This is a genomic window from Microcoleus vaginatus PCC 9802 (assembly GCA_022701275.1).
Classification (GTDB): Bacteria; Cyanobacteriota; Cyanobacteriia; order Cyanobacteriales; family Microcoleaceae; genus Microcoleus; species Microcoleus vaginatus_A.
Map to the genome: position 1 here is coordinate 6532371 of CP031740.1, position 24696 is coordinate 6557066.

At 47.5% G+C, this 24696-nt stretch carries 19 protein-coding genes, 1 tRNA gene and 1 pseudogene; 11 read left to right on the top strand and 10 right to left on the bottom strand.

The annotated features are described in order from the left end of the window. Positions 1–120 precede the first annotated feature (120 nt). From D0A34_26930 to rlmD, 6 genes are all read right to left on the bottom strand, one after another. Complete coding sequence (locus D0A34_26930; GenBank protein UNU21988.1) at positions 121–990, bottom strand: CPBP family intramembrane metalloprotease; 870 nt, start codon at positions 988–990, stop codon at positions 121–123. A 99-nt stretch (positions 991–1089) separates the two neighbouring features. After that, positions 1090–2130, bottom strand: coding sequence for a UDP-3-O-(3-hydroxymyristoyl)glucosamine N-acyltransferase (lpxD, locus tag D0A34_26935; protein ID UNU21989.1), 1041 nt, complete (start codon positions 2128–2130; stop codon positions 1090–1092). Between the two features lie 143 nt (positions 2131–2273). Continuing rightward, on the bottom strand, positions 2274–2591 hold the full coding sequence (locus tag D0A34_26940) for a DUF1232 domain-containing protein (GenBank protein ID UNU21990.1): 318 nt from the start codon (positions 2589–2591) through the stop codon (positions 2274–2276). 414 nt (positions 2592–3005) lie between these two features. Further along, on the bottom strand, positions 3006–4121 hold the full coding sequence (locus D0A34_26945) for an FHA domain-containing protein (protein UNU22490.1): 1116 nt from the start codon (positions 4119–4121) through the stop codon (positions 3006–3008). Between the two features lie 170 nt (positions 4122–4291). After that, positions 4292–4453 carry an N-acetyltransferase gene (locus D0A34_26950; protein ID UNU21991.1) on the bottom strand — a complete coding sequence of 54 codons (162 nt, stop codon included), beginning with the start codon at positions 4451–4453 and terminating at the stop codon, positions 4292–4294. Between the two features lie 124 nt (positions 4454–4577). Next, positions 4578–5990 carry a 23S rRNA (uracil(1939)-C(5))-methyltransferase RlmD gene (gene rlmD, locus D0A34_26955; protein ID UNU21992.1) on the bottom strand — a complete coding sequence of 471 codons (1413 nt, stop codon included), beginning with the start codon at positions 5988–5990 and terminating at the stop codon, positions 4578–4580. A gap of 483 nt (positions 5991–6473) precedes the next feature. Between rlmD and D0A34_26960 the strand changes: the two genes are divergently transcribed. Next, positions 6474–6959, top strand: a complete 486-nt coding sequence (locus tag D0A34_26960) for an allophycocyanin (protein UNU21993.1) — start codon at positions 6474–6476, stop codon at positions 6957–6959. A gap of 127 nt (positions 6960–7086) precedes the next feature. Here D0A34_26960 and D0A34_26965 read toward each other — a convergent pair whose 3' ends face one another. Further along, a complete protein-coding gene (locus tag D0A34_26965) occupies positions 7087–7470 on the bottom strand; it encodes a hypothetical protein (protein ID UNU21994.1) in 384 nt (127 codons plus the stop codon). Between the two features lie 188 nt (positions 7471–7658). Between D0A34_26965 and D0A34_26970 the strand changes: the two genes are divergently transcribed. Next, a complete protein-coding gene (locus D0A34_26970) occupies positions 7659–8060 on the top strand; it encodes a helix-turn-helix domain-containing protein (GenBank protein ID UNU21995.1) in 402 nt (133 codons plus the stop codon). Between the two features lie 292 nt (positions 8061–8352). On the opposite strand, the gene D0A34_26975 is transcribed toward D0A34_26970, so the two are convergent. Then, entirely contained in the window at positions 8353–9180 is an 828-nt protein-coding gene (locus tag D0A34_26975; protein UNU21996.1) for a nucleoside triphosphate pyrophosphohydrolase, read from the bottom strand. A gap of 98 nt (positions 9181–9278) precedes the next feature. Beyond that, positions 9279–9908: a metal-binding protein gene (locus D0A34_26980; protein UNU21997.1), complete on the bottom strand. Its 630-nt coding sequence runs from the start codon at positions 9906–9908 to the stop codon at positions 9279–9281. 72 nt (positions 9909–9980) lie between these two features. On the opposite strand from D0A34_26980, the gene D0A34_26985 reads away from it, so the two are divergent. The 5 genes from D0A34_26985 (at position 9981) to D0A34_27005 (ending at position 13175) form a co-directional block, all read left to right on the top strand. Continuing rightward, a tRNA-Val gene (locus D0A34_26985) sits at positions 9981–10052 on the top strand. Positions 10053–10247: 195 nt separating this feature from the next. Next, positions 10248–10631 (top strand): hypothetical protein, encoded by a 384-nt coding sequence (locus D0A34_26990; GenBank protein UNU21998.1) that lies wholly within the window; start codon positions 10248–10250, stop codon positions 10629–10631. A gap of 94 nt (positions 10632–10725) precedes the next feature. Continuing rightward, positions 10726–11775 (top strand): folate-binding protein, encoded by a 1050-nt coding sequence (locus D0A34_26995; GenBank protein ID UNU22491.1) that lies wholly within the window; start codon positions 10726–10728, stop codon positions 11773–11775. Positions 11776–11948: 173 nt separating this feature from the next. Next, positions 11949–12326 (top strand): hypothetical protein, encoded by a 378-nt coding sequence (locus D0A34_27000; GenBank protein UNU21999.1) that lies wholly within the window; start codon positions 11949–11951, stop codon positions 12324–12326. A gap of 99 nt (positions 12327–12425) precedes the next feature. Then, the gene (locus D0A34_27005) at positions 12426–13175 is read left to right on the top strand and encodes a DUF72 domain-containing protein (protein UNU22492.1); all 750 of its coding nucleotides are present in this window, start codon (positions 12426–12428) and stop codon (positions 13173–13175) included. Between the two features lie 186 nt (positions 13176–13361). Here D0A34_27005 and D0A34_27010 read toward each other — a convergent pair. Beyond that, a pseudogene (locus D0A34_27010) lies at positions 13362–13818 on the bottom strand (hypothetical protein). A gap of 1122 nt (positions 13819–14940) precedes the next feature. Between D0A34_27010 and D0A34_27015 the strand changes: the two are divergent. The 4 genes from D0A34_27015 to D0A34_27030 all read left to right on the top strand — a co-directional run bounded on the left by D0A34_27015 (position 14941) and on the right by D0A34_27030 (position 24678). After that, the gene (locus tag D0A34_27015; protein UNU22000.1) at positions 14941–16446 is read left to right on the top strand and encodes a mannitol dehydrogenase family protein; all 1506 of its coding nucleotides are present in this window, start codon (positions 14941–14943) and stop codon (positions 16444–16446) included. Next, on the top strand, positions 16427–17170 hold the full coding sequence (locus tag D0A34_27020; protein ID UNU22001.1) for an HAD family phosphatase: 744 nt from the start codon (positions 16427–16429) through the stop codon (positions 17168–17170). The genes D0A34_27015 and D0A34_27020 overlap by 20 nt, the downstream gene beginning before the upstream one ends. 205 nt (positions 17171–17375) lie before the next feature. After that, positions 17376–18872 (top strand): mannitol dehydrogenase family protein, encoded by a 1497-nt coding sequence (locus tag D0A34_27025; GenBank protein ID UNU22002.1) that lies wholly within the window; start codon positions 17376–17378, stop codon positions 18870–18872. Positions 18873–19131: 259 nt separating this feature from the next. Next, positions 19132–24678, top strand: a complete 5547-nt coding sequence (locus D0A34_27030) for a PAS domain S-box protein (protein UNU22003.1) — start codon at positions 19132–19134, stop codon at positions 24676–24678. Positions 24679–24696: the final 18 nt, after the last annotated feature.

A 24696-nucleotide genomic window follows, 5' to 3' on the forward strand; every position in this document is an offset into this window, starting at 1 on the left:
TTTAGTTCTCGCTTGATTGAATCTAATCTTTTTTTACCGCAGAGGGCGCAGAGGGCGCAGAGGAAGAGAGGAAGAGAGGAAGAGAAGAGGTAATTTTAAAGGGGTTTGGGGTATTAGGTTTTAATTTTTAATTAAGAACAGTACGGCTGCTGTTGCTAGCAGTAGCAGAATTCCGGCGGCACCGGCTAGGGGTTTTGCTGCTATTCCTGTAATCCATTCTGGTGCGCGGCCTGTGGGATTAATTGCGCCTTCTGTATCTACGGTAGTTATACCCCAAATCCAAGCTGCGTGAATGCCGATCGCCAATCCCAAACTACCATTGTCGGCGATGCGGGCTAATGTTAAAACCATCCCCATCAGCCACAATCCGGGCAGTTGCGGTAGAGTTTCTTTGGCGGCCCAAATTAGGTGGGCGATCGCGAAAATGAAACTCGCGATCGCTGCTGCGATTAGCACTGAGTAATCTTGCTGGAGGATTGTTTGCAAGCAGCCGCGAAAGATTAACTCTTCTGTGGCACTAATCCACATTCCTAATAACAGAGTCAGCAGACTAGCAGGGTTAAGAATTAAGGCCCAAGGATTAATTTTTTTTTCGCCTGTTTCGGTGGATATTTCCCCGATTTTTAGCTCGATCCAGCCTGCGCTTAATTGCAGACCGAATAAAATTACTAAGCTGATTATTCCTAATCCTAATCCCCGCAGTAATGACATCAAAACTGCGGGTTGCCAATCCCAACCCCAGTTGGCAAAAGGCGTGTTTTCGATCCAACTTGTCGCCCATAAAATGAAGGGGACAATCACGTAGAGGGAAGCTAGTAAAGGTAGTTTTTTGTTTCCCAGAGGTTGGGGCGGATGCCATTTGAGGGCGATCGCCAGCACAATCGCTGCGGGAAGCCACACAACAATCCAAGTTGAGAAAAACAAGATTATTTTGACAATTGCTGGTATTGACGGCGACAGCAGTCGCAGGTTGTTTATGCTATTCCACATTTAAGGGGTTGCAACTATAATACTGTTGACTGTTGGCTGTTAACTGTTGACTGTTGACTGTTAACTAATGACTACTGACTACTGCCAACTGCGAATTGACTACCGATCGAGCTTGCGCTGAATTTGCCTCAAAGACTGGTACATTTCCGGCAAGCGGTTGTAGACGGCTGCGGCTTTGAGAAATAGTTTGTGGGGAATTGCTGGAACTCCCGTCACGATCGCACCTGCGGGCACGTCGCTGTGAATTCCGGCTTTAGCAGTGGCGATTGCCCCATCTCCGATTTTGGCTTGATTAGCAATTCCCACTTGACCTGCCAAAATTACATTGTTGCCAATTTTTACTCCGCCGGCCATGCCAACGTGAGCGGCAAACGCACAATTTTTCCCTACTTGACAGCCGTGACCTACGTGTACTAAATTGTCGATTTTTGTATTCTGGCCGATGCGGGTTTCTCCGACAGCGGGCCGGTCGATCGTGCTGTTGCAGCCAACCTCAACGCCCTCTTCTAATACCGTGCAGCCAGACTGCTCCATTTTCACCCATCCTGTGGCTGTCGGCACGAACCCAAAACCTTCGCTGCCGATCGCCGCACCGCTGTGAATCACGCAATTTGCCCCGATGCGAGTGCGTTCGTGAATGACGCAGTTAGCGTGTAAAACAGTGCCTTCGCCTATTTCCGCATCAGGGTAAATTACGACATTTGGATGAATGCAAACGTTGCTGCCAATTTTGACTTTTGGTTGAATAACGACGTTGGGGCCAATATAGACATTTTCACTAATTTCTGCTGATGGGTGAACCGTGGCTGAGGGATGAATTTCGGATGCTGGGCGAAACGGTTGATAGAAAATGGCGATCGTTTCAGCAAACAGCAATCGCGGATCTGGTGCGGCAATCCAAGCAATATTGCGATCGTCACATTGAGCTTGGAGGCTTTCATCTAAGGGTAAAATTAAAGCCGAAGCATTTGTAGTGGCTGTATGAACGGCAAATTTAGCACCTTCTATGTAACTGATAGTACCGGGTGCAGCTTCATCAACAGGGGCCGCGCCTGTAATATCTGGATCGGTAGCAACCGACGCTGTGAGGGTGCGACTGCTGGCTAAGTTAAGTTTTTGTACTATTTCGCTAAACTTCATCTATAAAAATTTGTTGTTAGCACAGATGGATCATAGTTAAAATTACCAGCTTTGGAGCACGATCTGAGCAGTTGGCATTTAAAAAACAAAAACCCCGATTTCTTGAAGAAGTCAGGGTTGTAGCGCTCGATTATTTTTGGCAATTATTTTACAGAAACTGCATCTACGTCAACGGTGCTGCCTTGGGCTTCAGAATAATGGGCACCGGTGGCTTCGGATGCTGAGGCTGTCTCTGTTTGGCGGGATTTAAAGTAGTCGATCGCCATTTGGGACACTTCGGAAATCAGCAAGACAGCAATTGCCACATCGTCAATTTGTCCGACGACGGGGAGAAAGTCTGGGGCAATGTCGATCGGGCTTACCAAATATGCCAGCGTTCCCAGAATAATCCACCAGCGGTATTTGGGGTTGCGGAGGGTTTCGCGATACCAGTTGTAAACAGATTGTATAGAAAAGTTCATGTGGTTGTCCTCTACTTATATTTTCAATCTTGACAAATTGTCGCTCGAAATGCTTGTGGAGATATCCCCCCTAGGGTTGGCAAGAGACTTCTACCTGGGAGTATAGGGAATTGGGGAGGGAGAAGTTGTCAAGCTGTGTTGACAGGGCGGGGACTCTTGACAATGCCCCTACGGAAACCTGAAAGATGAAAGGCGATGGAATTAATCTGTGTTTATCTGCGTTTATCTGCGGTTTAAAAAAATATTCATATTGTTGACGGTAGATTCGGAATCTATTACTTGTATATTGTGATTAAAGCAAGTTACTTGGATTGGGATTTTTTAACCGCAGATGTCAGTAGATAAACACAGATGAACGCCGATGGAATTTATGTGTGTTTATCTGCTGTTTAAACAAATCTTCATCTCTCTCACTCACGAATTTTGAAAGATCCATTTTTGGTCGCCGATCGCAATTTCGCAGCCATTTGGCAGCCAAAAAGGCTCGTTAGCAGCCAGCCTCTGCCCACCCACAAAAGTGCCGTTGGAACTGCCGCTATCGACAAGCTGATACCGCTGTTTGCCAAGTTCGTCAGTGGCGCGGCGGATTTGAGCGTGGTAGCGCGAACTTTGCGGATCTTGTAATACTAAAGTGTTGGTTGGTTCGCGTCCAATTGTAAAGGGATTGGCTGTTAGGGCGATCGCCTCTCCAGAAAGTTTGTAGATTAAATATGCGGTTGTTTTGCGATCGCTGCTTGCGAGTACCGTTGGTGCAAGTTGAGGAGGATTTCTCCCAGGAGGGAGACTGTTTTGAGCAAGTTGGTCTGTCAGTCGTTGTAAATCTCGATCGAACCCTGCTGCTGTGTCAGAAGCTGGAAGACTCGCAGGAGAATTACCTGAAATTAAGTTTAACTGCTGTACGGGAGATTGAGGAACAATCGGACGGCCTGCTTCGGCAATTCTCATTTGCAGGGCGGCGGCATTTTCTGCTTCCTGTCGGGCACTCATTCCCTCAACTTGGCGAATAACTCCGTTGGTTTCGGGAAAGCTGACATCGCCAATTCGCACGTCTTCTAAGTTAAAACCCAGAGTATAAAAATCTTGGATGCGATCGAGCAAATTTTGGCGCAGCAACAGCCGTCCTTGACTGATAAGCTGTTGTAGGGGTATTTGCCCGATCGCTAATCCCATACAATCCTTAACTGCACTTGCTAAAACAGCTAGAGGATCGGACAATTCCAAAGCTACTCGTTTCGGATCTATCACTTGATAAATAACAGTCAGGGTGGCATCAATTAAAAATCGATCCTTAGATAAAAAATCTCCGTGCGACTGTACATCCAAATTGCGGAGTTTGGTGTCTACGAGGACAATTTGAGACTGTTCCAGCAGGGGAAGGGCGAAGCTGAAATGCCGCCCGGATTTCAGGGTACGCACGGCGCGGCCGTTTTTGACCAACAAACCCGTGTAACCCGCCCCTATAAAGTCCATACTAAACCCGGCCCAGCGTTCTGGAGTTATCGTTTGAATCAGGGGAGAAGCGTTGTTCATGGGAGGGAGTTGAGGGAGGGGAGATTCTATTTTTAGGGTAACAAATTGCTGGGGGCGAGCGATCGGGCGGTGTGCCGGTTCCGCAACCTCTATTCTATACTTCTGGACTCCCCCCGATTCCGCCCGGGCTGGATCTAGTTGGCACCCCAGCAATCGACCTTCTGTTTGTACTAGATTCCCACTTTTGGCATCACGCGCGGCGAAGCAATATTTTCAGATTTAGAAAGCGCTACAATGCGATCGAGTCCGAGAGTTTGAAACCCGTATTCTAAGATAGCAAACGCTGCTTCAGTTACCGAACTCCCCCTCCAGCTTATATCTTTTGTACTCACTTACTCACTCGGCTTAACTTGCATACATTCGCAAAAAATCTTTAAATTATCTGCGGTGCATCTGCGGTTTCCCTATCAATCAAAGATTTATGCACTAAGTCTAGTAGCTCGATCGCCCTTTCATTCACCTCACCAAAAACGCCGCACACTCAACATGAGAAGTCTGAGGAAAGAAATCCGCCGGCTGCACTCGCGCTAACTTATAATCCCCATTTTCGCACAAAATCTTCAGGTCGCGAGCCAAAGTAGCAGGCTTGCAGCTAACATAAACAATGCGATTTGGTTTGATTTCCTTGATAGCTTCCAAAACCGCGCGATCGCACCCTTTCCTGGGCGGATCTAGCAGCACAATATCCGGTGTCAATCCCAAGGAAGGCAGCAAACTCTCTACTGTTCCGGCCTGAAACTCGACATTTCTCACGTCATTTAACTCACCATTTAATCTGGCTTGTTCGATCGCCGCCGGTTGCACTTCTAAACCTATGGCTATTTTTACTTGTTTTGCCAGGGGTAAAGTAAAAGTACCAATTCCGCAAAAAGCGTCAACCAAAATCTCGTTTCCCTGCAAATTCAATTCCCCTACCATCACCTCTAACAATGCTTCAGCAGCCTCTGTATTTACCTGGAAAAAAGTATCGGCTCTTAGCTGAAATTTCAAACCAGCAAAGCTTTCTCGCAGATAAGAACGACCCGCAATGCAGCGAGTTTCTGTACCAAAAATCACATTAGTTTGAGCGGGATTTATATTCAAACAAACCCCTGCCAGTTGAGGATATTGTTTCAGCCACTCTGATGCTTGCTCTTCGATTCCGGGCAAGTCTCCAGTGCGAACTATTAAAGTTAGCAGCATCTCGCCGGTGCGCCGTCCGATCCGCAAGGACAAGTGACGCAATTCTCCTGTATGTTTCTTTTCGTCGTAGACTTGCCAATCCCGCCAGTGGATGTCTTCTTTGACTTCTTTTAACAAAGGATTGAGGCGCGGGTCTTGCACCGGACACTGATTGAGATTGACTAATTTGTGAGTGCTTTTTTGATAGTAACCTGCTTGGACTTGACCTGTCGCAGATATTGCCACCGGATAAGTCGCTTTGTTGCGGTATCCCAAAAATTGGGAAAATCCCTCAATTTTTCCCGTTAAAATTTCATCAACTTGCGGATTGCTAAATCCGCCAATCCGTTCTAAGGCTTGAATGATTTGATTTTGCTTGGCTGCAAGCTGATATTGATAATCTACGTGCTGCCACTGACAGCCGCCGCACTTGTCGGCGACAATGCAGTTAGCTCGGATGCGGTGTTCGGATGCTTCGAGAAGTGTGTCCAGCTTGCCTGTAGCATAGGTGGATTTGACTTGCACGAGGCGGACAAGGACTCGATCGCCCGTCACGGTATCGGGCACAAACACTACTAACTCACCAAAACGACCAACTCCGTCGCCGGTGTCTGTCAAGTCAGTAATCTCTATCTCAATCAGTTGACCTTGCTGGCAAGGGTTTGCCAATTTCGTCGAGTTTGGGGTCGGGAATTTAGATTTGGTCACAAGTAGTCGTGGTAGGATTTAATATGGTAATGCAATATCGCTCTCTCTTTCCTGAGATAAGTCGTAGCGAAGCGGGGCGTAAGCCATCGCACTCAAGCTCAATTGCAGGCTGTCTTCCTGCTGCTGAACGTCTTGCTGCTAAAGCCAAGCTTCAACCTGCAAGTCAAGCCTGTCGCGAGTTGCCCCTACCCGTGCCTGTGCGATCTGCTGTTGGGGCGAGCTAGCAAAAACTCGTTAAACAGTCAAAGTGTCTGCCGACATCAAAACTTTCACTCGCAGTTTTTGAGTTTTTCCCGCAGTACCCTGGAACACAGGGAAACTGGCTTGAACATCAAGCATAACGTTTGTGGAGATTTACCCGCTACTTCTAATGTTGATAAATGTTAGAAGCAAAGTAAATCGCCCCACCAAAAATCTCATCTTTAAGGGATGAGAATGTCAATTAATCTTACTCTCAAATATCCTCAATTCTTTTGAATAACAATGAGCGTAGTTAGCCAACTAATTCTCCAAGCCGACGACGAACTTCGCTATCCCAGTACCGGCGAACTTCAAAGCATCAAAGATTTTTTAAAAACCGGAGAACAGCGGGTGCGTATTGCTACTGCGCTGTCTGACAGTGAGAGAAAAATTGTTGAAGAAGCTAGTAAAAAACTCTGGAAAAAACGACCTGATTTTATCTCTCCTGGTGGCAATGCTTACGGCCAGCGCGAACGGGCTTTGTGTCTGCGCGACTACGGCTGGTACTTGCGCCTGATTACCTACGGTATCTTGGCGGGTGACAAAGAGCCGATCGAAAGCATCGGTTTGATTGGCGTTCGGGAAATGTATAATTCTCTCGGCGTTCCAGTTCCTGGCATGGTCGAAGCTATCCGCTGTTTGAAGGAAGCTTCTTTGGCTTTGCTCAATCAGGAGGATGCTAAGGAAGCAGCTCCTTATTTTGATTATATCGCTCAAGCAATGTCTTAATTGCTTTGGTGATTGCTTTCATGAATGTGGCGGAGCATTCGCGGGTGATTTTTGGGGTGATTTTATCTCGCAATTGCTCGCAAATGTTTCGCTTCTGTTTTTGGCAAGCAAATCTGCCTCATTTTTGCTAGGAAGCAATGCAGTTTAAGCTTTCCCAGATGTTGAGTTCGTCTTGTCTTTCTATGTACATTTGATTGAAAAAGTCAAGTGTTTTTGGGAGAGATTGTTTTTTGAATTTCCGGCTGTCGTAGTGAATGGATGTTTTGAGCTGCGAGAGTTCGGAAAGGCTGGGGCAGGTTTGGATATGATGGGCGATCGCATTTTGCCATTCTTCCAGGCTGCGGTACGAGATAAATTGTCCGCCTCTGTCCCGCCGGTGCACGAAAACCACGAAAACCCAGGATTCGATTCGCTTAATTTGATTTTGGCTGATTTTGAGCAGTTGGGCGATCAACCTGACGGTGATGCGGAGCTTTTTCGAGGGTTGGATGCGGCGAAACAGTGCTGTCATGGCTGAGTCACTCCTGAACTTGGGTGAGTTAGTAGGTGTTCGTCTTTGGATCTTACTATATCATATCATTCTACACGAATGCAGAGAAGTTGCAGTAATGTTTCTAAATGTGTAATGCTCAACCCCTGTGTGCTGCCTTGAGCAAGGCAAAAGTACAGCTAGCTTAAGAGTTAAATTGGATCTGTAAAATGCCGGGATTTCTTGACTTTAAGGCTGTCGTCGATCAGGAAAAACTGCGCCCTGTGCGATTTACGGATACGGGACGCGGTAGATTGGGCAAACTTCTGAAAGCAGCTAGAGAGATTCGGGGCTGGTCAATTATTGAAACAGAAATGGTCACAAAAGAATACGAGGCCGCTCTGTTTCGGACAGCCGGAGATCCTGTGCCAAAAGATGTCGGTATTAGTAATGCTACTGTTAGTCGCTACGAACGCGGGAAGTTAGAAAGTTTGGATTGGCGATCGCTCTCTCTGTTATGCTTTGTGCTCAAGCCGATCGACCCGGTGACAGGAGAGGCTCTGGAACCGACAAATGCTTTATATATCGCGTGCGAACATCCGCCGTACAATGACGCGAAGCTTTACGAGTAGTTGATTGCTGACCTCTGGCAGTATTGTTAATCAGCTTTTTTTGGGCGGGCTAGAAGCCCACCCCACAAGCAAAATATTGAGTTGTTGTGGAACAGGCATCTTGCCTGTTCTTAACAATAGTGGGGGCTAGAAGCCCACCCCACAAGCAAAATATTGAGTTGTTGTGGAACAGGCATCTTGCCTGTTCTTAACCATAAGTGCGGGCTAGAAGCCCACCCCACAAGAGGAATATTGAGTTGTTGTGGAACAGGCATCTTGCCTGTTCTTAACAATATTGCTCAGGAGTGAGTTATTACCGATCGCCCTTTTGTTTAGCAATTAAAGCTTTAGCTTGCTGCCACAGAGATTCTAACTCTTCTGGGGCATAATCCGACAAAGGTCGATCGCACGCAGCCTCTACCTTCGCAAACCGCTGCACGAAGCGATCATTTGTTCCCTGCAAAGCAGCCGACGGCTCTAAATCGTACCAGCGAGCTAATTGAATCAACACAAACATAATATCTCCCAATTCTGACTGCTGCGCTGCTTTATCCTCGTGTTTGAGAGCGTGTTCAAATTCTGCCATTTCTTCGTGAAATTTATCCCAAACGCCGTCTACATTCTCCCAATCAAAACTCACTTCCGCAGCTTTTTGAGAGATTTTCATTCCGGCGGTTATCGGCGGCAAAGTGCTGGCATAACGGCTCATTTTCGAGGCTAAAGTTGGCGGCTTGTCCGAAGTCGTGCCTTTTTCAGCAGCTTTGATTTTTTCCCAGTTTTCGTTGACTTCATCGACGCTGTTGAGTTCGACATCGCCGAAGACGTGGGGATGTCGCCGAATGAGTTTTTCTGTAATCCCCGCAGCGATTTCGTCGAAGGTAAACTGATTGGATTCGCTGGCAATTTGAGCTTGCAGAATTACCTGTAACAGTAAGTCGCCCAATTCTTCGACGATCGCATCTTTATCTCCTTTGCGAATCGCATCGGCGGTTTCATAAGCTTCTTCGATGATGTGAGGAACTAGAGTTTGGGGAGTTTGGGCTAAATCCCAAGGACATCCGCCGTCTGGCGATCGCAATTTAGCCACAACTTCTATAAGTTCTTTGAGTGCTGTGAGCGATCGACTTTCAGAATTAGACATAATAATTTACCTTTTATATCAACCGCCAAGACGGTTATAACGTTGTTAAGGGTTCCAACCATTAATTTTATTACTTCTTCCTTCTTACTTCTTCCTTCTTACTTCTTCCTTCTTCCTTCTTCCTTCTTCCTTCTTCCTTCTGCTATGGATTTGCTAGATGTGCGAGTGGGAGCTTTGATTTTGGGCCTCTTAATTGTCTTAGGAGGGCGCAACCCGCTCAATCCTTTCTTTTTGAATCTTTTGTAAGCCGAGCCGCCCCAATCGCTCAGATAGTGGCTCATAGCGCCCAATTCTAGACCGATGTAAACGGCTAAAATTTCGATGTGGTGTTCCCAGATCGATCGCCCATAACTCAAAACCACATCCTGCCAATTCCCGCCTAAGTTCCCGACTTTTTCGGCAATTGCCAATCCCAACATTCCGAGAACCGCGATCCAGATAGCGAGGTACAAGATTCGCAAAGCAGTGCCGATCAGAGGGCCGTGGGACAAAAAAGAGCGGTGGCGCAGGCTTTTTTGGTATGGGAGCCAAATCGCTTTGAACCATCCCCAGCGCTGATACTGGCAGGAGTAGATATCCAAGTCGGGGCCAAACATCAGCCCGCCGAATAAGAAACTGCCGGAAACGAGCAAAGTCAGGTTGCTGCTCTGAGTCTGGCCAAACGTGAGGCCTGCCACCAAGGGCAAACTCCACATGGTTATTTGATCGTGGGTGCGGCCAGAGGGCATTTAAAGTTTATGATTTTTTTTACTTGATCTTTCTGAGTTACTGTGATATGATAAATCCCTGTGAGTGCAATTGGGTGATTAGCTCAGTGGTAGAGCGCCTGCTTTACACGCAGGATGCCGTAGGTTCAAATCCTACATTACCCATCCGATAACTCAATATCAACAGTTTCAGCCGTTTTTAGCCGTCAAGCCGAGAACGGCTTTAACTTTTGCTGTTGACGGCTGACTTTTGAATTTGGTGACGACTAAATTTAACATTCTGTGGCGGATGTCTCAAAAGTTGGCGCCCAATGCTAGAAAATTAATTTATTGATTTTCTTTTTTAGAACCATCTACTATATGAAGCCTAAAATAACCAGCCCGATCGCGTGGCAGCAAGCTGAACTGCTCATGCAGCCAGCGATGATCCGAGTGCTCGACAACATCCGCAAACAATTAGAGGAGTCAGTCTGGACGGGCACTTATCAAGAAGTGCAGATTCCCATTCCCGGCTATCAACTACTTTTAGAGCTTCAAGGCGAGCAAAGATGGGTCGATATTTGGGAACTTTGCTATCGAGTCTGCTTTGTCAACTACCAGCCCGCCCAAACTCAAATGGAAAGTCAGGAAGTCGTAATTGACACTAGCTTGATTGAGGAGGACACTGGCGATGTAGATTGGAATCGTCTTGATGCCAAAGCCAGTCAATTAATACAAGAAATATTCGCCAATTTGGGCAAATAGTCAGTTGTCAGTTGTCAGTTGACACGAAAGCAGTAGTTAACAGTCATCCGTCAACAGTCAACACTCAACACTCAACAGTCAACAAAATTTTATGCTGATTCAAGAATTGCACGACATTCAAGCAGCGGCTGGTGCTACTTTTGCAGAGTTAACAACCAAAGAAATTGTGCCAGTGAGTTTTGGTAACGACGCAGAAGCGATCGCAGCAACTAAAAAAGGTGTGGCTTTGTACGATCGCACTCACTGGGGGCGCATTCAAATCTCAGACAGCGATCGACTGCGGTTCTTGCACAATCAAAGTACCAATAACTTTAATATACTCAAACCCGGTCAAGGTTGCGATACCGTTTTTGTCACATCCACCGCCCGGACGATCGACCTCGCCACCGCTTACGCGACAGAAGATGCCGTACTGCTGCTAGTTTCAGCCAACCGCCGCCGCCAACTCCTGGAATTGCTCGATCGCTATATTTTCCCAATGGATCGCGTCGAGTTAACAGATTTAACCGATACAACTGTTGCTTTCAGTTTCCTCGGCCCGGAAAGCACTCACCTATTAGAAAAAATCGGAGTTACCGTACTAGAAAATCAACCTTACGCTACTCACAAATTGATAAATTTTGCAGGTAGGGAAGTCCGAGTTGCGGTTGGTAGCGGTTTAGCAACTCCCGGATACACGTTAATTGCGCCAGCAAGCGATGCAGCAAGCTTGTGGCATGAATTACTCAAAGCTGGGGCCGTACCGATGGGCGATCGAGTTTGGGAACAACTGCGAATCGAACAAGGACGCCCCGCACCCGATTTTGAACTCACAGATGATTACAACCCCTTAGAAGCCCGTCTTTTACATACTATTACCTATGACAAAGGCTGCTACATCGGTCAAGAAACAATTGCCAGGTTGAACACCTACAAAGGAGTCAAACAGCAACTTTGGGGCGTGCAGTTGAGCGGTGCGGTTGAACCCGGAACAGCAGTCACTATTGGAGAGGAAAAAGTCGGCAAACTCACCAGTTTTACGGAAACTGAATCGGGCTTTTTTGGTCTTGCTTACATCCGCACAAAAGCCGGCGCCGAAGGACTGAAAGTGCAAGTCGGATCGGTGTCAGGGGAAGTAGTAAATGTACCTTTCTTGAGTTCGTAGTTGCGATCGATCGCCTGTTGGCGCCGCACCGCCCAAAACTTTTTTGTTGAGGTTGATTTAGGTGAACGTTAACGCAATAAATTGACACGAAGTCCTATCTTTAGATAGATTTGCAAACCAACAACAGCAATTATTGTATATTACAGTCGTCATAGAAAAAACAGAGTTTTTCAATGAAAAAGTTTACATCGCGCTTAGTTACAATTTGCCTGCGAGTAGGAATAATCTTTGCTGTAGGAATAGCGCTGATTTTTAGTTCCGAATTGGAATTGTCGGGCAACAAAATGCAAGCGATCGCTACACCTTTAACCCCAGAAACTAAATCTTACGAAATTGCCCTTCCTGATCGGCAGCCAACAAGCGATACAGAGAAGGATGCCAAGGGTGTACTTGACAATATCCGAGAAAAGCTGAATCTCGACCAACCCATTGCCCCCAGTACCAAAAGATTTATAGAATCGGTAAAAGATAACGTGGGCGAAGCAGTTACGCCGGCACAGGCAGCAGTAGAAAAAGCTACAGATATAGGTAGCAGCGATCGATCCAACTAATTCAATCGCATCCAGTTTTCAAATATCATATTCTTAGTCCGCCTGCGCGGACTTTGTTTGTTTAGTAGCGATTTCCAGATCCGAATCATGGAAGGGATAATGAACCCCGATTCGATTGTTCACATCGGCACTTCAGGCTGGAGTTACGACCATTGGGAAGGTGTGCTTTATCCCCACCAGCTACCGCCTCGCTCTAGGCTCGATTGCTATACCCAGCACTATCAAACCGTCGAAGTTAATAGCACCTACTACCGCTGGCCACCAAACACTACCTTTGCTAACTGGCGAGAGCGCCTCCCCCAAGGATTTTTGATGACCGTAAAAGCGCCCCGCGGTCTAACGCACTCCAAGCGTCTTTACTCGCCAGAAAAGTGGTTGGAACGGATGAGTGACGGACTTCAATGCCTGGGCGATCGACTCGGTATTCTGCTCGTCCAGCTTCCTCCCCAGTTCGGCTGCGATTTGGCCCGCCTAGCCTACTTTCTAGAACAGGTGCCTTCCTGGATCAAAGTAGCTGTGGAATTTCGACACCCAAGCTGGCACACAGAAGAGGTATTTTCGCTGCTAGAACGCCAAGGAGCGGCTTACTGCGTGATGAGCGGGGCGCTCCTCCCCTGTATCCTGCGCGCAACGGGATCATTCGTCTATGTGCGCCTCCACGGCCCCGACCCCAACAATCTCTACGGCGGCTCCTACTCGGATGATGATTTGCGTTGGTGGGCCGATCGCATCCACGAGTGGGAAAGCCAAGGGCGAAGCGTGTTCGTCTACTTCAACAACGACGGAGAGGGAAATGCAGTGAGGAACGCTTCAAAGCTAAAAACTTTTGTGGAGAACCGTACTTCCTGACAAGCGAAGATTGAGAGCGTCCCCATTCTTTTGGGCGCATTCAAAAACGCTCCCCAGTTCCCTGAAGTTGAATTAGAAATCGGAGGTGGCGTTCGTCTAGGTTGTTGTTTGACGATCGCACTCACCCCGAACCCGCACATCCAACTCAACATCACCCAGCACAAGCCGATCGCATTCAACTCAACATCACGCTCGCACTTTTGCTTCTATTTCAAACAAATCCCGTAGGGTGCGCTTGACATTGAGAAACACGAAATACTCCGTCAGTTTCTCGATACGATAATTAAACACTTTGTAGCGGTGTTTGAAGTACAGTTCCACATTCCCTCGGTGTTCCCACAATCCCAGCAAGTTGATGGCAACCTCTGAGTAATGGACTCTCACATCCCGCTGCACAGCGGCTATCCGTTCCTCAATTAGTCGAGTCGTAATTCCAATTTTATAGAAGCTGTTGCCCTCAGCTTTTACCTCAAGAAAGTAGAGCGATTTCACTCTTGATGCGCCTCAATTGTGCGCGGTAAATATTCAAGTCAGCCCGCCGTTCGTCCAAACAAGATAACTCTTCCACGCGGGCAACATCTACGGAGCGATCTAACTTAACTAACAGGGAATTGAAAGCCCCTGCTTGCGATCGCTCGGTCAGGAATCAGGGAGTATTTGGATTCTAGATATCAATGCCCGTCGATTGTATGTGTTTTCGGAGCCAGGGGCAGAGTGTTATGCTAGCCCGCTTGTGTTGGCAGAGTCGGATATAATCGCACCTTTGGCATTTCCAGATTGTCAGGTGTCTGTGGAGGATTTGCTCAGGAGGAGTGCAGAGCCCAGTTGTGAGTGAGGAAACTTTAAAAATTTATGGACAGACTGAAACGGCCTTGCAATGCTGTATCAGCCAGCCGCTACAGACAGGACTTTTCAAGGCAAGCGTTGTTTTTTGGACGCTTGCTACACAAACGCCAAACTCTAACTTAACTGGTTGTAGCGAAGTATACACTTGATTGTGGTTATAAGTCCCTCTAAAGAATTATTTGTATATTCTCCTGAAGACAGATGATAGCAGCGACCAAGGTCAATAATATACAAGGTGTACACCGCTATTAGGTAATCTAAGGGCATAATTTAAAAGCAGTCTAGCGCCTTATAGGAAGGACATTCGACTTATCCACTTGTCCAAGCTAAACAAAGTGGCAGTATGTGGCCTAGTCTTGTGCCTTACTTCAGGTTAATGACTACTTGCTATTTGATACTTAATTAAGTTTACCTGATTTCTTCTTTCTCTGTTCTACCTGTCAGACCCTAATTACCCTGTTGTTATAAGTACCTCTAAAGAGTTCTTTGGAGATTCTCCTGAAGACGGAGGATAGCAGCGACCAAGGTAAATAACATACAAAGAGTACAGAGTTATCAGGAAATCTAAAGGCAGACTTTAAAAGCAGTCTATTTGCGCCTTATAGGACAGACATTCGACTTACGCACTTGCCAAAGCTAAACACAGTGGCAGTATGGGGGGTATTCTTGTGCCTGACTTTAGGTTAATGACTACTTGATATTTGATACTTAATTAATTAAGTTTACCTGATTTCTTCTTTCTCTGTTCTACCTGTCAGACCCTACTTACCCTGTGGCTAAACGTTTCCTTGTAGATGCTACAGAGTATGCCTAAAATTTTCGCACTTTAAGATATTTGTCCTGCTTGTAGGTCAGGGGCTATACCCAGACTGACCTACTCTTTTTTACCTGATTATCCACTTATTATCTAAGAACTCTCATGGTTAACTTACTCAGACCGCCCAGTGTTTCTTCAAGTTCTCGCCTCGGTACTGTAACTGGTTTGTGGAGGGAACAGTCTTCTTACGACAGAAGGGCGCTTAATACTGGAATCGTCCATTTCGGGCCTGGTCGTTTTTTTCGGGGCCATCTCGCCTACATAATACATAACTATCTGGCACAGAAGGGTTTCCAAGAGCAGAAATGGGGGATTTGTGGGGTTAGCCTCAAGAGTCAACAGACCATTACTAGGTTGAAACCGCAGAGATTCCTTTACACTTTGACCAAACACTCTAGTTGCGCTCAAAATCGTGAGGAAGCGGAAGTTATAGGTTCTATCAGGGAAATAGTTAATGGTAGAGACAAGTGCGAGTATGTGCTTGAAAAGATGGCGTCTCCGTCTGTGCATCTGGTGACTCTTACTATTACTCAAGGAGGGTACCATCTAGACAAGAATTTTAATCTCGACACAACGAATGAAGACATCGCGCACGATCTGCGAAATCCTTCCACTCCAACAACTGCAATTGGCTTTATCGTAGAGGCGCTACGCCGACGACGCGATCGCTCAATGACCCCGTTCACCACCCTTTCTTGCGACAACCTCCCAAGAAATGGGGAGATCCTGCGAAAAGCAGTGCTAGCTTACGCTGAAGAGATCGATCCTCAGCTTGCAGAATACATCAGGGATAACGCCACGTTCCCTAATTCGGTTGTAGACAGGATTGTGCCTCAAGAGCAAGAATCCGACTATAACTACCCCAGCCGACTGTTGCAAGTTCGCGATCGCGCACCCATTGTAACGGAACCATTTTGGCAGTTTGTCGTGGAAGACAACTTCACAGGCGATCGACCCAAGTGGGAAGATACCGGGGTGATTATGACTAGCGACATCACTCCCTTCCTCTATATGAAGTCGAGATTCTTGAATGCAGTACACTCCTTCATAGCCTGTTTAGCTGTAAGAGCAGGTATAGAGTATATGCACGAGGCGATCGCACTACCGGAATTCCAGTTGTTTACTCGGCTTCTCATGGACGATATAGCGGCAGCAACACCAGTGCCTCGCGAGATGTGTGAACAATATATGGAGGAGGTGTTACGAAGACTGAGTAACGAAGATCTTCCCGATACTACTGAGAGAATCTCTTCAGAAACAGCGAGGAAAGTAGGCAAGTATATATTTCCGATACTTCAGGATGCCTATAGCCGAAAAGTCAGCATGAAGCGGATTATACTTCCTGTTGCAGCGTGGCTTCTTGCAGTCAGAGAGGAGGCGAGCGAGTCTGGTCAGCCTTATCATGCCAAGGATACCCAAAGCGCAATTACAGCGATTCAAGAAGGCGCAGTGATTAGTGGGATTCTGGGATTGGAGAATTGCGAACAGACACAGGTCGTAGATAATGAATGCCAACAAGCTTTGCGAGATCTCCAGACCCACGGACTATTGACTACGCTTAAAAATTACAGTGAGGGAGGTCTTTTAAATGAAAGCGCTTCAGCATGATAAGGTGGTGCTTTTCGATCATGACGGAACTGTCGTTGATAGTGAAACCATAGCACTTAAGAGCGCATGGAGGCTGACAAATGAAGTGGCTCGTGAGTTCCCTGGCGCTCAACACTATGAGCTTGAGGACTTTGTTAAAAGCTTCGCCGGGAAACCCTACAGGGAAATACTCAAAAAGCTCTACCCAGACTCATTTACCACTATTAATGAGCGCGATATTGACAGGCTAGTGGCTGAAGAAGAAAAGAGAGCGATTGAACGGCTTACGGTAGAGGCAAAAGCGACTCAAGGAACGCCGGAAGTGCTGTCTTACTTGCGTGATGACGGGTTCAAATATGCCCTAGTGAGTAACAGTAGCTTACAGAGGCTGAGTGCTTGCCTGACTTCTGCTGCCCTGACCGACTATTTCCCCAGCGAGCACGTATTTAGCGCTCACGACTCTCTCCCCGTTGCGCGACCCAAACCGCTTCCTGACATCTACCTACATACAGCCAAGTGTCTGGACGCTGACGTTTCGGATTGCGTGGCAGTTGAAGATTCTCTCAGTGGGGTAAGGGCTGCCGTTGCCGCTGGAATTGGGCACATTATCGGTTATGTAGGGGGAACTCATATAAGCGAGGATGAACGAAGCAGCCGTGCAGATAATCTTCAGTCGGCTGGTGCCCACCAAGTTATTGAGCGGATGCACGATCTTATCGGTCTATTATCAGCAACCCCAGTGTAAGGACACGGGCCATCAGGCGATCGCTTGATGCCGTTAGCCCGGTGTGTGAAAAATTAAATTTTGTCAAGAATAGCTCGGGGGACAACTTCATCGGAGATCAGTCATGCGATCGAGTTGCCATGCAGAGCCGCCAAAATTGACTCCACCTTTTTCACCCATCCTGCAATACTGATAATAAGCCGTCATCACAAGGTCATAAATTAAGATGAACAGCAATACCAGCACAGCCTCAACAATCAAGCTCAATGAAGCATCCCTGTCTCGTTTACCTGGAAACGTTCCCATACCCAAGTACGATCGCCGTCAAATTACTAATGGAATTGTGCATATTGGGGTGGGTGGATTTCATAAATCGCACCAAGCACTCTATCTTGATGATTATTTCCATCAGCATCCTGGTAGTGACTGGGGAATCTGTGGTGTGGGATTGCTGGACTATGACTATGACAGGCGGATGCGGAATGCGCTTCTTTCCCAAGATTGTTTATACACCTTAGTTGAGCGATCACCTGAGCGCGATCACCCTCGCATCATCGGCTCAATCACTCGATACCTGTTTGCACCAGACAATCGTCAAGCAGTTATTGAAGCATTAGCAGATCCCAAATGCCGAATTGTTACTCTAACGATCACTGAAAGCGGCTACTACTACATTGAAGGAAGTGGCGAATTCGATGTGAACCACCCGACAATTCAGCACGATTTGCAACATCCTGACCAACCAATCGGGACATACGGTTTTTTGACAGCCGCACTCGAAAAGCGGCGTAAACAGGGGTTGGCACCGTTTACAGTCTTGTCCTGCGACAATATCCAGGGCAACGGCAACATGGTGCGGAAAATGCTAACAACATTTGCCGAAATGCGCGATCCAGAGTTAGGACGTTGGATTGCTGAACACGTTGCGTTTCCCAACTGCATGGTCGATCGCATTACTCCGATGACAACCCCAGCAGATATCAAAATGGTGGCGGAACAGTTTGCTATTGATGATGCGTTTCCAGGCGTGACGGAGCCTTTCATCCAGTGGGTAATCGAAGATACCTTTTGTGCAGGCAGACCTGATTGGGAATCTGTTGGTGTACAGATGACTAAGGATGTTCATCCCTACGAGATGATGAAAATCCGGCTGCTCAACGCCAGTCATATGCTGATTGGCTATCTTGGCTCTCTGGCAGGTTATACCTACGTTTATGAAGTCATGGCTGATCCCTTGTTTGAGCAAGCAGTCGCTAAGTTGATGGACGAGGTGACACCAACGCTCCAACCCGTTCCGGGGATTGATTTAGATGATTATAAAAAAACTTTAATTGAACGGTTTTCCAATCCCAAAATTCGCGATCAGCTTCCACGCCTTTGCCTGAGTGGATCGGCAAAAATTCCTAAGTTTGTTTTGGGATCGATCCGCGATAAATTACAACTTGAAGGTGCGATCGATTACCTAAGTTTGACGATTGCTGCTTGGTGTCGATACATCAATAGTCATGATGAACAAGGGCAACCTATTCCCATTGATGACCCATTAGCAGACATCCTCATTCAACGCGCCAGTTTGAGTGAATTAGATCCCAGACCATTGCTCAGCCTATCTGAAATTTTTGGAGATTTAGTAGAGTCGCCACGTTTCGTTGAGGCTGTTGCTGACCAGTTGCGTAGTTTGCATGAGTTTGGTGCTAAAGGAACGCTAGCCCGATTGTCGTAGGCACCATCGGCATCGGTGAGGGAACTTATTTGACACTGCCACGGCTGCACTACGTTAAAGCCGTGGGGTTCTCCCGTCGAGCCCAGCTCTATGTCTACGAGTGCCAAGGGAAATTCAGCAGCCTGTACAGCGCAATATTTATTGAGGTTCTTCTTTCCTATCTTCCCTCTGACCAAAGCATCTATCTTAAGGCGGATTCTCCTCAGTGAGTAACTCAGGTTCAATGGAGAAGACCGTGTATGCCGACGGATGAATCTTCATGAAGCGCGACGCCACAGGCAAGTTTGTTAGCCATTGGAACTCGGAGACGAAACAACGAGTGAGCGTATCTCTGACTAATACAGCATGGCGATCGCTCGATAAAGAGGCTCACAGGCGAGGAATTTCTCGCTCTGAAGTCATTGAACGCTTTGCCCGCACTCTTGAAGGCGAACAGTTGTTCTGTGCCCAAGAAACTGAGGGCAAGGTAGCAACGATTCTTGAAAGCATTACGGATGCTTTTGTCGCCTTCGATCGCGACTGGCGTTACACCTACGTGAATCAAGCGGCGGCTAAAATCCTGCACAAAACGCCAGAAGAGCTAGTGGGAAAGCACGTTTGGAACGAGGTTTTTCCTGAGTTGGTCGGTGGAATTGCCTATGGGGAACTACATCGGGCAGTGATGGAACAGGTTCCTGTTTCCTGGGAAGAATTTGGGGAGCCGGTTCAGCGTTGGTTAGAGGCGAATGCCTATCCCTCTGCGGAGGGTGTAGCGGTTTATTTTCGAGATGTGACCGAGCGCAAGCAAGCGGAGGCAGAACGAGAACGATTGTTGCATGAGCTTGAAATTGAACGCGCCCGATTTGAAGCCGTTTTGCGACAAATGCCTGCTGGAGTCATGATTGCCGATGCGGCATCTGGTAAATTAGTTCTGGCAAACGAACAAACCAAGCAAATTGTTGGGTATGGCTACGAACAATTGCTTGAGATTGAGGACTATGCACCCATTGTTCCAAGTGAAATCTTTCACTTAGATGGTCAACTCTATTCGCCTCATGAGTATCCATTGGTGCGATCGCTAAAAACAGGTGAAGTCGTTACCAACGAAGAGATAGAAATTCATCGAAATGATGGTAGGTGCATTTTCGTAAACGTCAACTCAGCACCAATTTTAGATAACCAGGGGCAGATTGTTGCAGCCGTTGTTGTCTTCCAAGACGTGAGCGAACGCAAACGTGTAGAGCAAGCCTTACGCGAGAATGAATCGCAGCTACGAAGTTTATTTGATGCGAATCTCATTGGCATTATTATTGGCGATTTTCAAGGCAATATTCTGGAAGTCAACGAGGCTTGGCTTGCCACTTTAGGTTACACGCGAGAAGAAGTTTTATCGGGAGAGGTAAACTTCCTTCAGATTACTCCACCGGAGTTTCGGCATTTAGACGAGCAAGCAATGGTACAGATGAAACAAGTTGGTCGCCATGCGCCGTTTGAGAAAGAATACATTCGTAAAGACGGTACTCGCGTTCCCGTCTTGGTGGGAACTGCCTATCTAGGAGCACCCGATGATTTGGGACTAGGATTTGTAATTGACCTAACAGAGCGCAAACGCTTGGAATTAGAACTGTGGCAGCGAGAGCAACAGTTCAAAATGCTGGCTGAAAATGCCCCGGATATTATTAGCCGAAGTGATGCAGAGTTTCGCCATCTTTATGTCAGCCCTTCTGTAGAACTAGCAACAGGTATTCCATCAGAGCAATTTCTTGGCAAGACTAATGCCGAGCTAGGAATGCCAGAAGAAATGTATCGCGTTTGGCATGACAGTTTGCAGCAAGTGTTTGAAAGGGGCTCCGAACAGACGATTGAATTTAAGTTTCCGACTTCTTATGGTATTCGCTGGTATCAGTCGCGTATTGTCCCTGAATTTGCTCCTGATGGCTCCGTAGAAACGGTACTGGGGATTACTCGTGATGTGACCGATTACAAACAAGTTGAACAGGCATTACGAGAGAGCGAAGAACGCTTGCGATTGGCACTGACAGCGGCTCAGATGGTTGTCTGGGATATGGATTTGCAGGGCAATCGAGTGGTGTGTTCTGCTAATGCTCTAGACGTTTGGGGTCTTTATGAAGGGACGGGAGAAGAGTTTTTTGCGCTCATTCATCCAGACGATCGACAACAGGTGCTCCAAGCGACGGTAGGGGCAATGGCGGGAGAACAGCCCTACGCACCGGAGTATCGGGTAATGTGTCCAGACGGCGTTGTGCGCTGGCTCAACAGTCAGGGGCAAGTCTATCGGGATGAGACGGGGCAAGGAGTTCGCATGATTGGCGTTTCGGTTGATATTACAGAACGCAAACAGATCGAAGCAGAACGCGATCGCCTTTTAAAACGAGAACAAGCTGCCCGACTCGAAGCCGAAACCGAACGCCAGCGGTTGCATGACATCCTGATGCAATTGCCTGCCATGATTGCCATTGTTAAAGGTGCCGATCTTGTGTATGAATTTGCCAATCCCACCTACCTGCAAGGGACTGGGCGCACTCCAGACCTTATGGGGAAATCAATACGGGATGTTTTCCCAGAGATAGAGGGGCAAATTTACTTTGAAGCGTTTGAACAGGTTTACCGGACGGGAGAAACATTTATTCGGGAGGAGTCACCTACTTACTGGGATCGGAACGGCGATGGGGTGTTGGAAGAAGCATTTTTCCACTGCATCTTTGCGGCTTGGCGGGATGCTGAGGGAACCATTCAGGGTGTGTTGATTTATAACATGGACGTGACAGCCCAGGTGCGGGCAAGGCAACAAATTGAACAACTGCTCAAGAACCTCCAGCAGAAAGAAGAAATTCAGCAATTCCTAATCGAATTGAATGATGCGATTCGTGCCATTCAAGACCCAAAAGAAATTATGTGGCAGGTGGTTTGTGCCACAGGACAACACTTCCAAGTTACTCGCTGTACCTACGCTGAAATTGATTCTACTCAGGAATATGTCATCGTCGATCGCGACTATTGCAATGGTGTCATCAGCGTGGTGGGTAGCCATCACATGGATTCGTTTGGTCGTGAACTCATTGCTGAATTAAAGCAGGGCAAAACTATCGTCGTACATGATGTCGATCGCGATCCTCGGACTGCTGGATCGGGGGCTGCTACCTTTGACGCAATTCAAACCAAATCTCTCCTGTGTGTTCCCTTAGTGAAAGAAGGGCGATTTGTTGCATTGTTGGTGTTGCACCATGTCTCTGTTCGCCACTGGACCGATGAAGATGTGGTGCTGATGGAGCGAATTGCTCAAAAAACCTGGCTAGCCGTGGAGCGATCACGGACACAAGAGGAATTGCGAGAAAGTGAAGCTCACCTGCAACTGGCAGTGAAAATCGGACGCATGGGAACGTGGGGCTGGGACCTTCTGACCAATGCCTTGCATTGGTCAGAAGGTCACTTCACGATACTAGGGCTAAAACCGAATGAGTGCGAACCCGGCTATAAGGTTTGGGCAAGTCGGGTTCATCCTGATGACCTAGCAGAAGCTGAGGCGAAATTTCAGCAAGCCATAGCTGACAAGAAGGAGTATCACCATGAATATCGCCTGCGTTGGCCAGATGGCTCCATTCACTGGGTCGAAGCGAGAGGACAGTTTATTTATGATAGTCAGGAACATCCCAAGCACTCGATCGGAGTTGTCATTGATATCACACACCGCAAGCAAGCGGAACAGGAACGAGAACAACTACTAGAGCGCGAACGCATTGCCCGTTCAGAGGCAGAAGCGGCACAGCACCAATTGGCAACTATTTTTAATACATCTCCGATTGGACTTGCCCTGTTAGATGCACAGCAGCGATTTATTGCCATCAACGAAGCCTTAGCAGAAATTAATGGATTAACCCGCGAGCAACACTTAGGACATTCCATTTCACAACTTTTTGGTCAATCCGATCCAAAATTAGTTGAAGTCTTTCATCAGATATATACCACAGGAAATCCCTTTATTTCACCAAACTTTGCGGTGAATGTTCCCGGACGCAGCGATCGCCGTCCCGGTTACTACAACGTTTACTATCTTCCGACTGTTAACTCAAATGCTCAGGTTGAAGGGGTTTTAGTTTATGTAGTCGATGTGACTGAGCGCGTCAGGTTAGAGCTTGCCCAACGCTTTCTGTCTGAGGCAAGTGCGGTGCTTGCATCCTCACTCGATTATCAAACGACTCTAGAGCGAGTCGCGCAGCTTACGGTGCCGGAATTAGCGGACTGGTGTACGGTTCACATGATAGAAGAGGATGGTGCGATCGAGCAGATTGCAGTGGCTCACATTGACCCTGCCAAACTGGAATCGGCTTATCAGATTAGAGACAAGTATCCACTAAACCCGGATGACCCTCGCGCTGCTGCATACACATTGCGAACTGGACAACCAGATTTGGTGTCGGAGATTCCCGATGAACTGTTGGTACAGGCAGCGCGTGACTCAGAGCATTTAGAGATTCTGCGGCAGGTTGGATTCCAATCGGTAATGACGGTGCCACTACGAACTCAGGCACGAATTCTAGGGGTCATCTCCTTTGTTTCAGCCGAATCTGGACGACAGTACACCCCGACCGATTTGGAACTGGCAGAGGAATTGGCTCATCGTGCTTCCTTGGCGATCGACAATGCTCGCTTGTACCGGGTGGCTCAACGCGATCGCGCAAAAGCAGAAGCCGCTAACCGCATTAAAGACGAATTCTTGGCGGTGTTGTCCCACGAGTTGCGATCGCCCCTCAATCCGATTCTGGGCTGGACAAAATTGCTACGAACTGGGCGATTAGATGGCACAAAAACGCAGCAAGCGCTGGAAACGATCGAACGCAATGCCAAGCTGCAAGCCCAATTAATTGAGGACTTGTTGGATGTCTCGCGCATTCTGCAAGGAAAAATTACGTTAAACGTCGCTCCTGTGAATCTAGCGGCAATGATTGAGGCTGCACGGGAAACGGTACGACTGGCAGCCGAAGCCAAACACATTCAACTCCAGACCACATTTAATCCTATTTCAGGAACGGTTTCAGGCGATACCAATCGCCTCCAACAAGTAGTCTGGAACCTCCTCTCCAACGCTGTGAAGTTCACCCCAACCGGAGGACGAGTCGAGGTGCAACTAGAGCAGGTTGATATGTATGCTCAGATTCAAGTCAAAGATACTGGAAAAGGCATCAGACGAGACTTCTTACCCCATGTGTTTGACTACTTCCGTCAAGAAGATGGTACAATAACCCGACAATTCGGCGGATTGGGATTAGGGCTGGCGATCGTCCGTCATTTTACCGAACTGCATGGAGGAACCGTTCAAGCAGACAGCTTAGGACAGAACTTAGGGGCTACATTTACCATCCGGCTACCGTTAAACATCGTAGAGCCGGAACCCTCTTCTGATGACAGGCACCCAGAAAGTGCGGCAGACTTAGCAGGTGTTCAGGTCTTGGTTGTGGACGACGATGCAGATATGCGGGAGTTGGCAGCATTCACCCTGATGCAATCAGGCGCACAAGTTGCCACAGCCGCTTCGGCGGCACAGGCGTTGACCCTCCTGAATCAATCTGTCCCCGATCTACTCTTATGTGACATTGGGATGCCAGAGATGGATGGTTATGCCCTGATTCGGCAAATTAGAAAGTGGTCACCCCAACAGGGAGGCACGATTCCTGCGATCGCACTTACTGCCTATGCTGGAGAGATCAATCAGCAGCAAGCCTTAGCTGCCGGATTTCAGATGCATGTCTCCAAGCCTGTTGAACCTGAGGAATTGGTAAAAGCGATCGCCCGTTTGCTGAGACACTGAATGATTTGAGGATTAGCC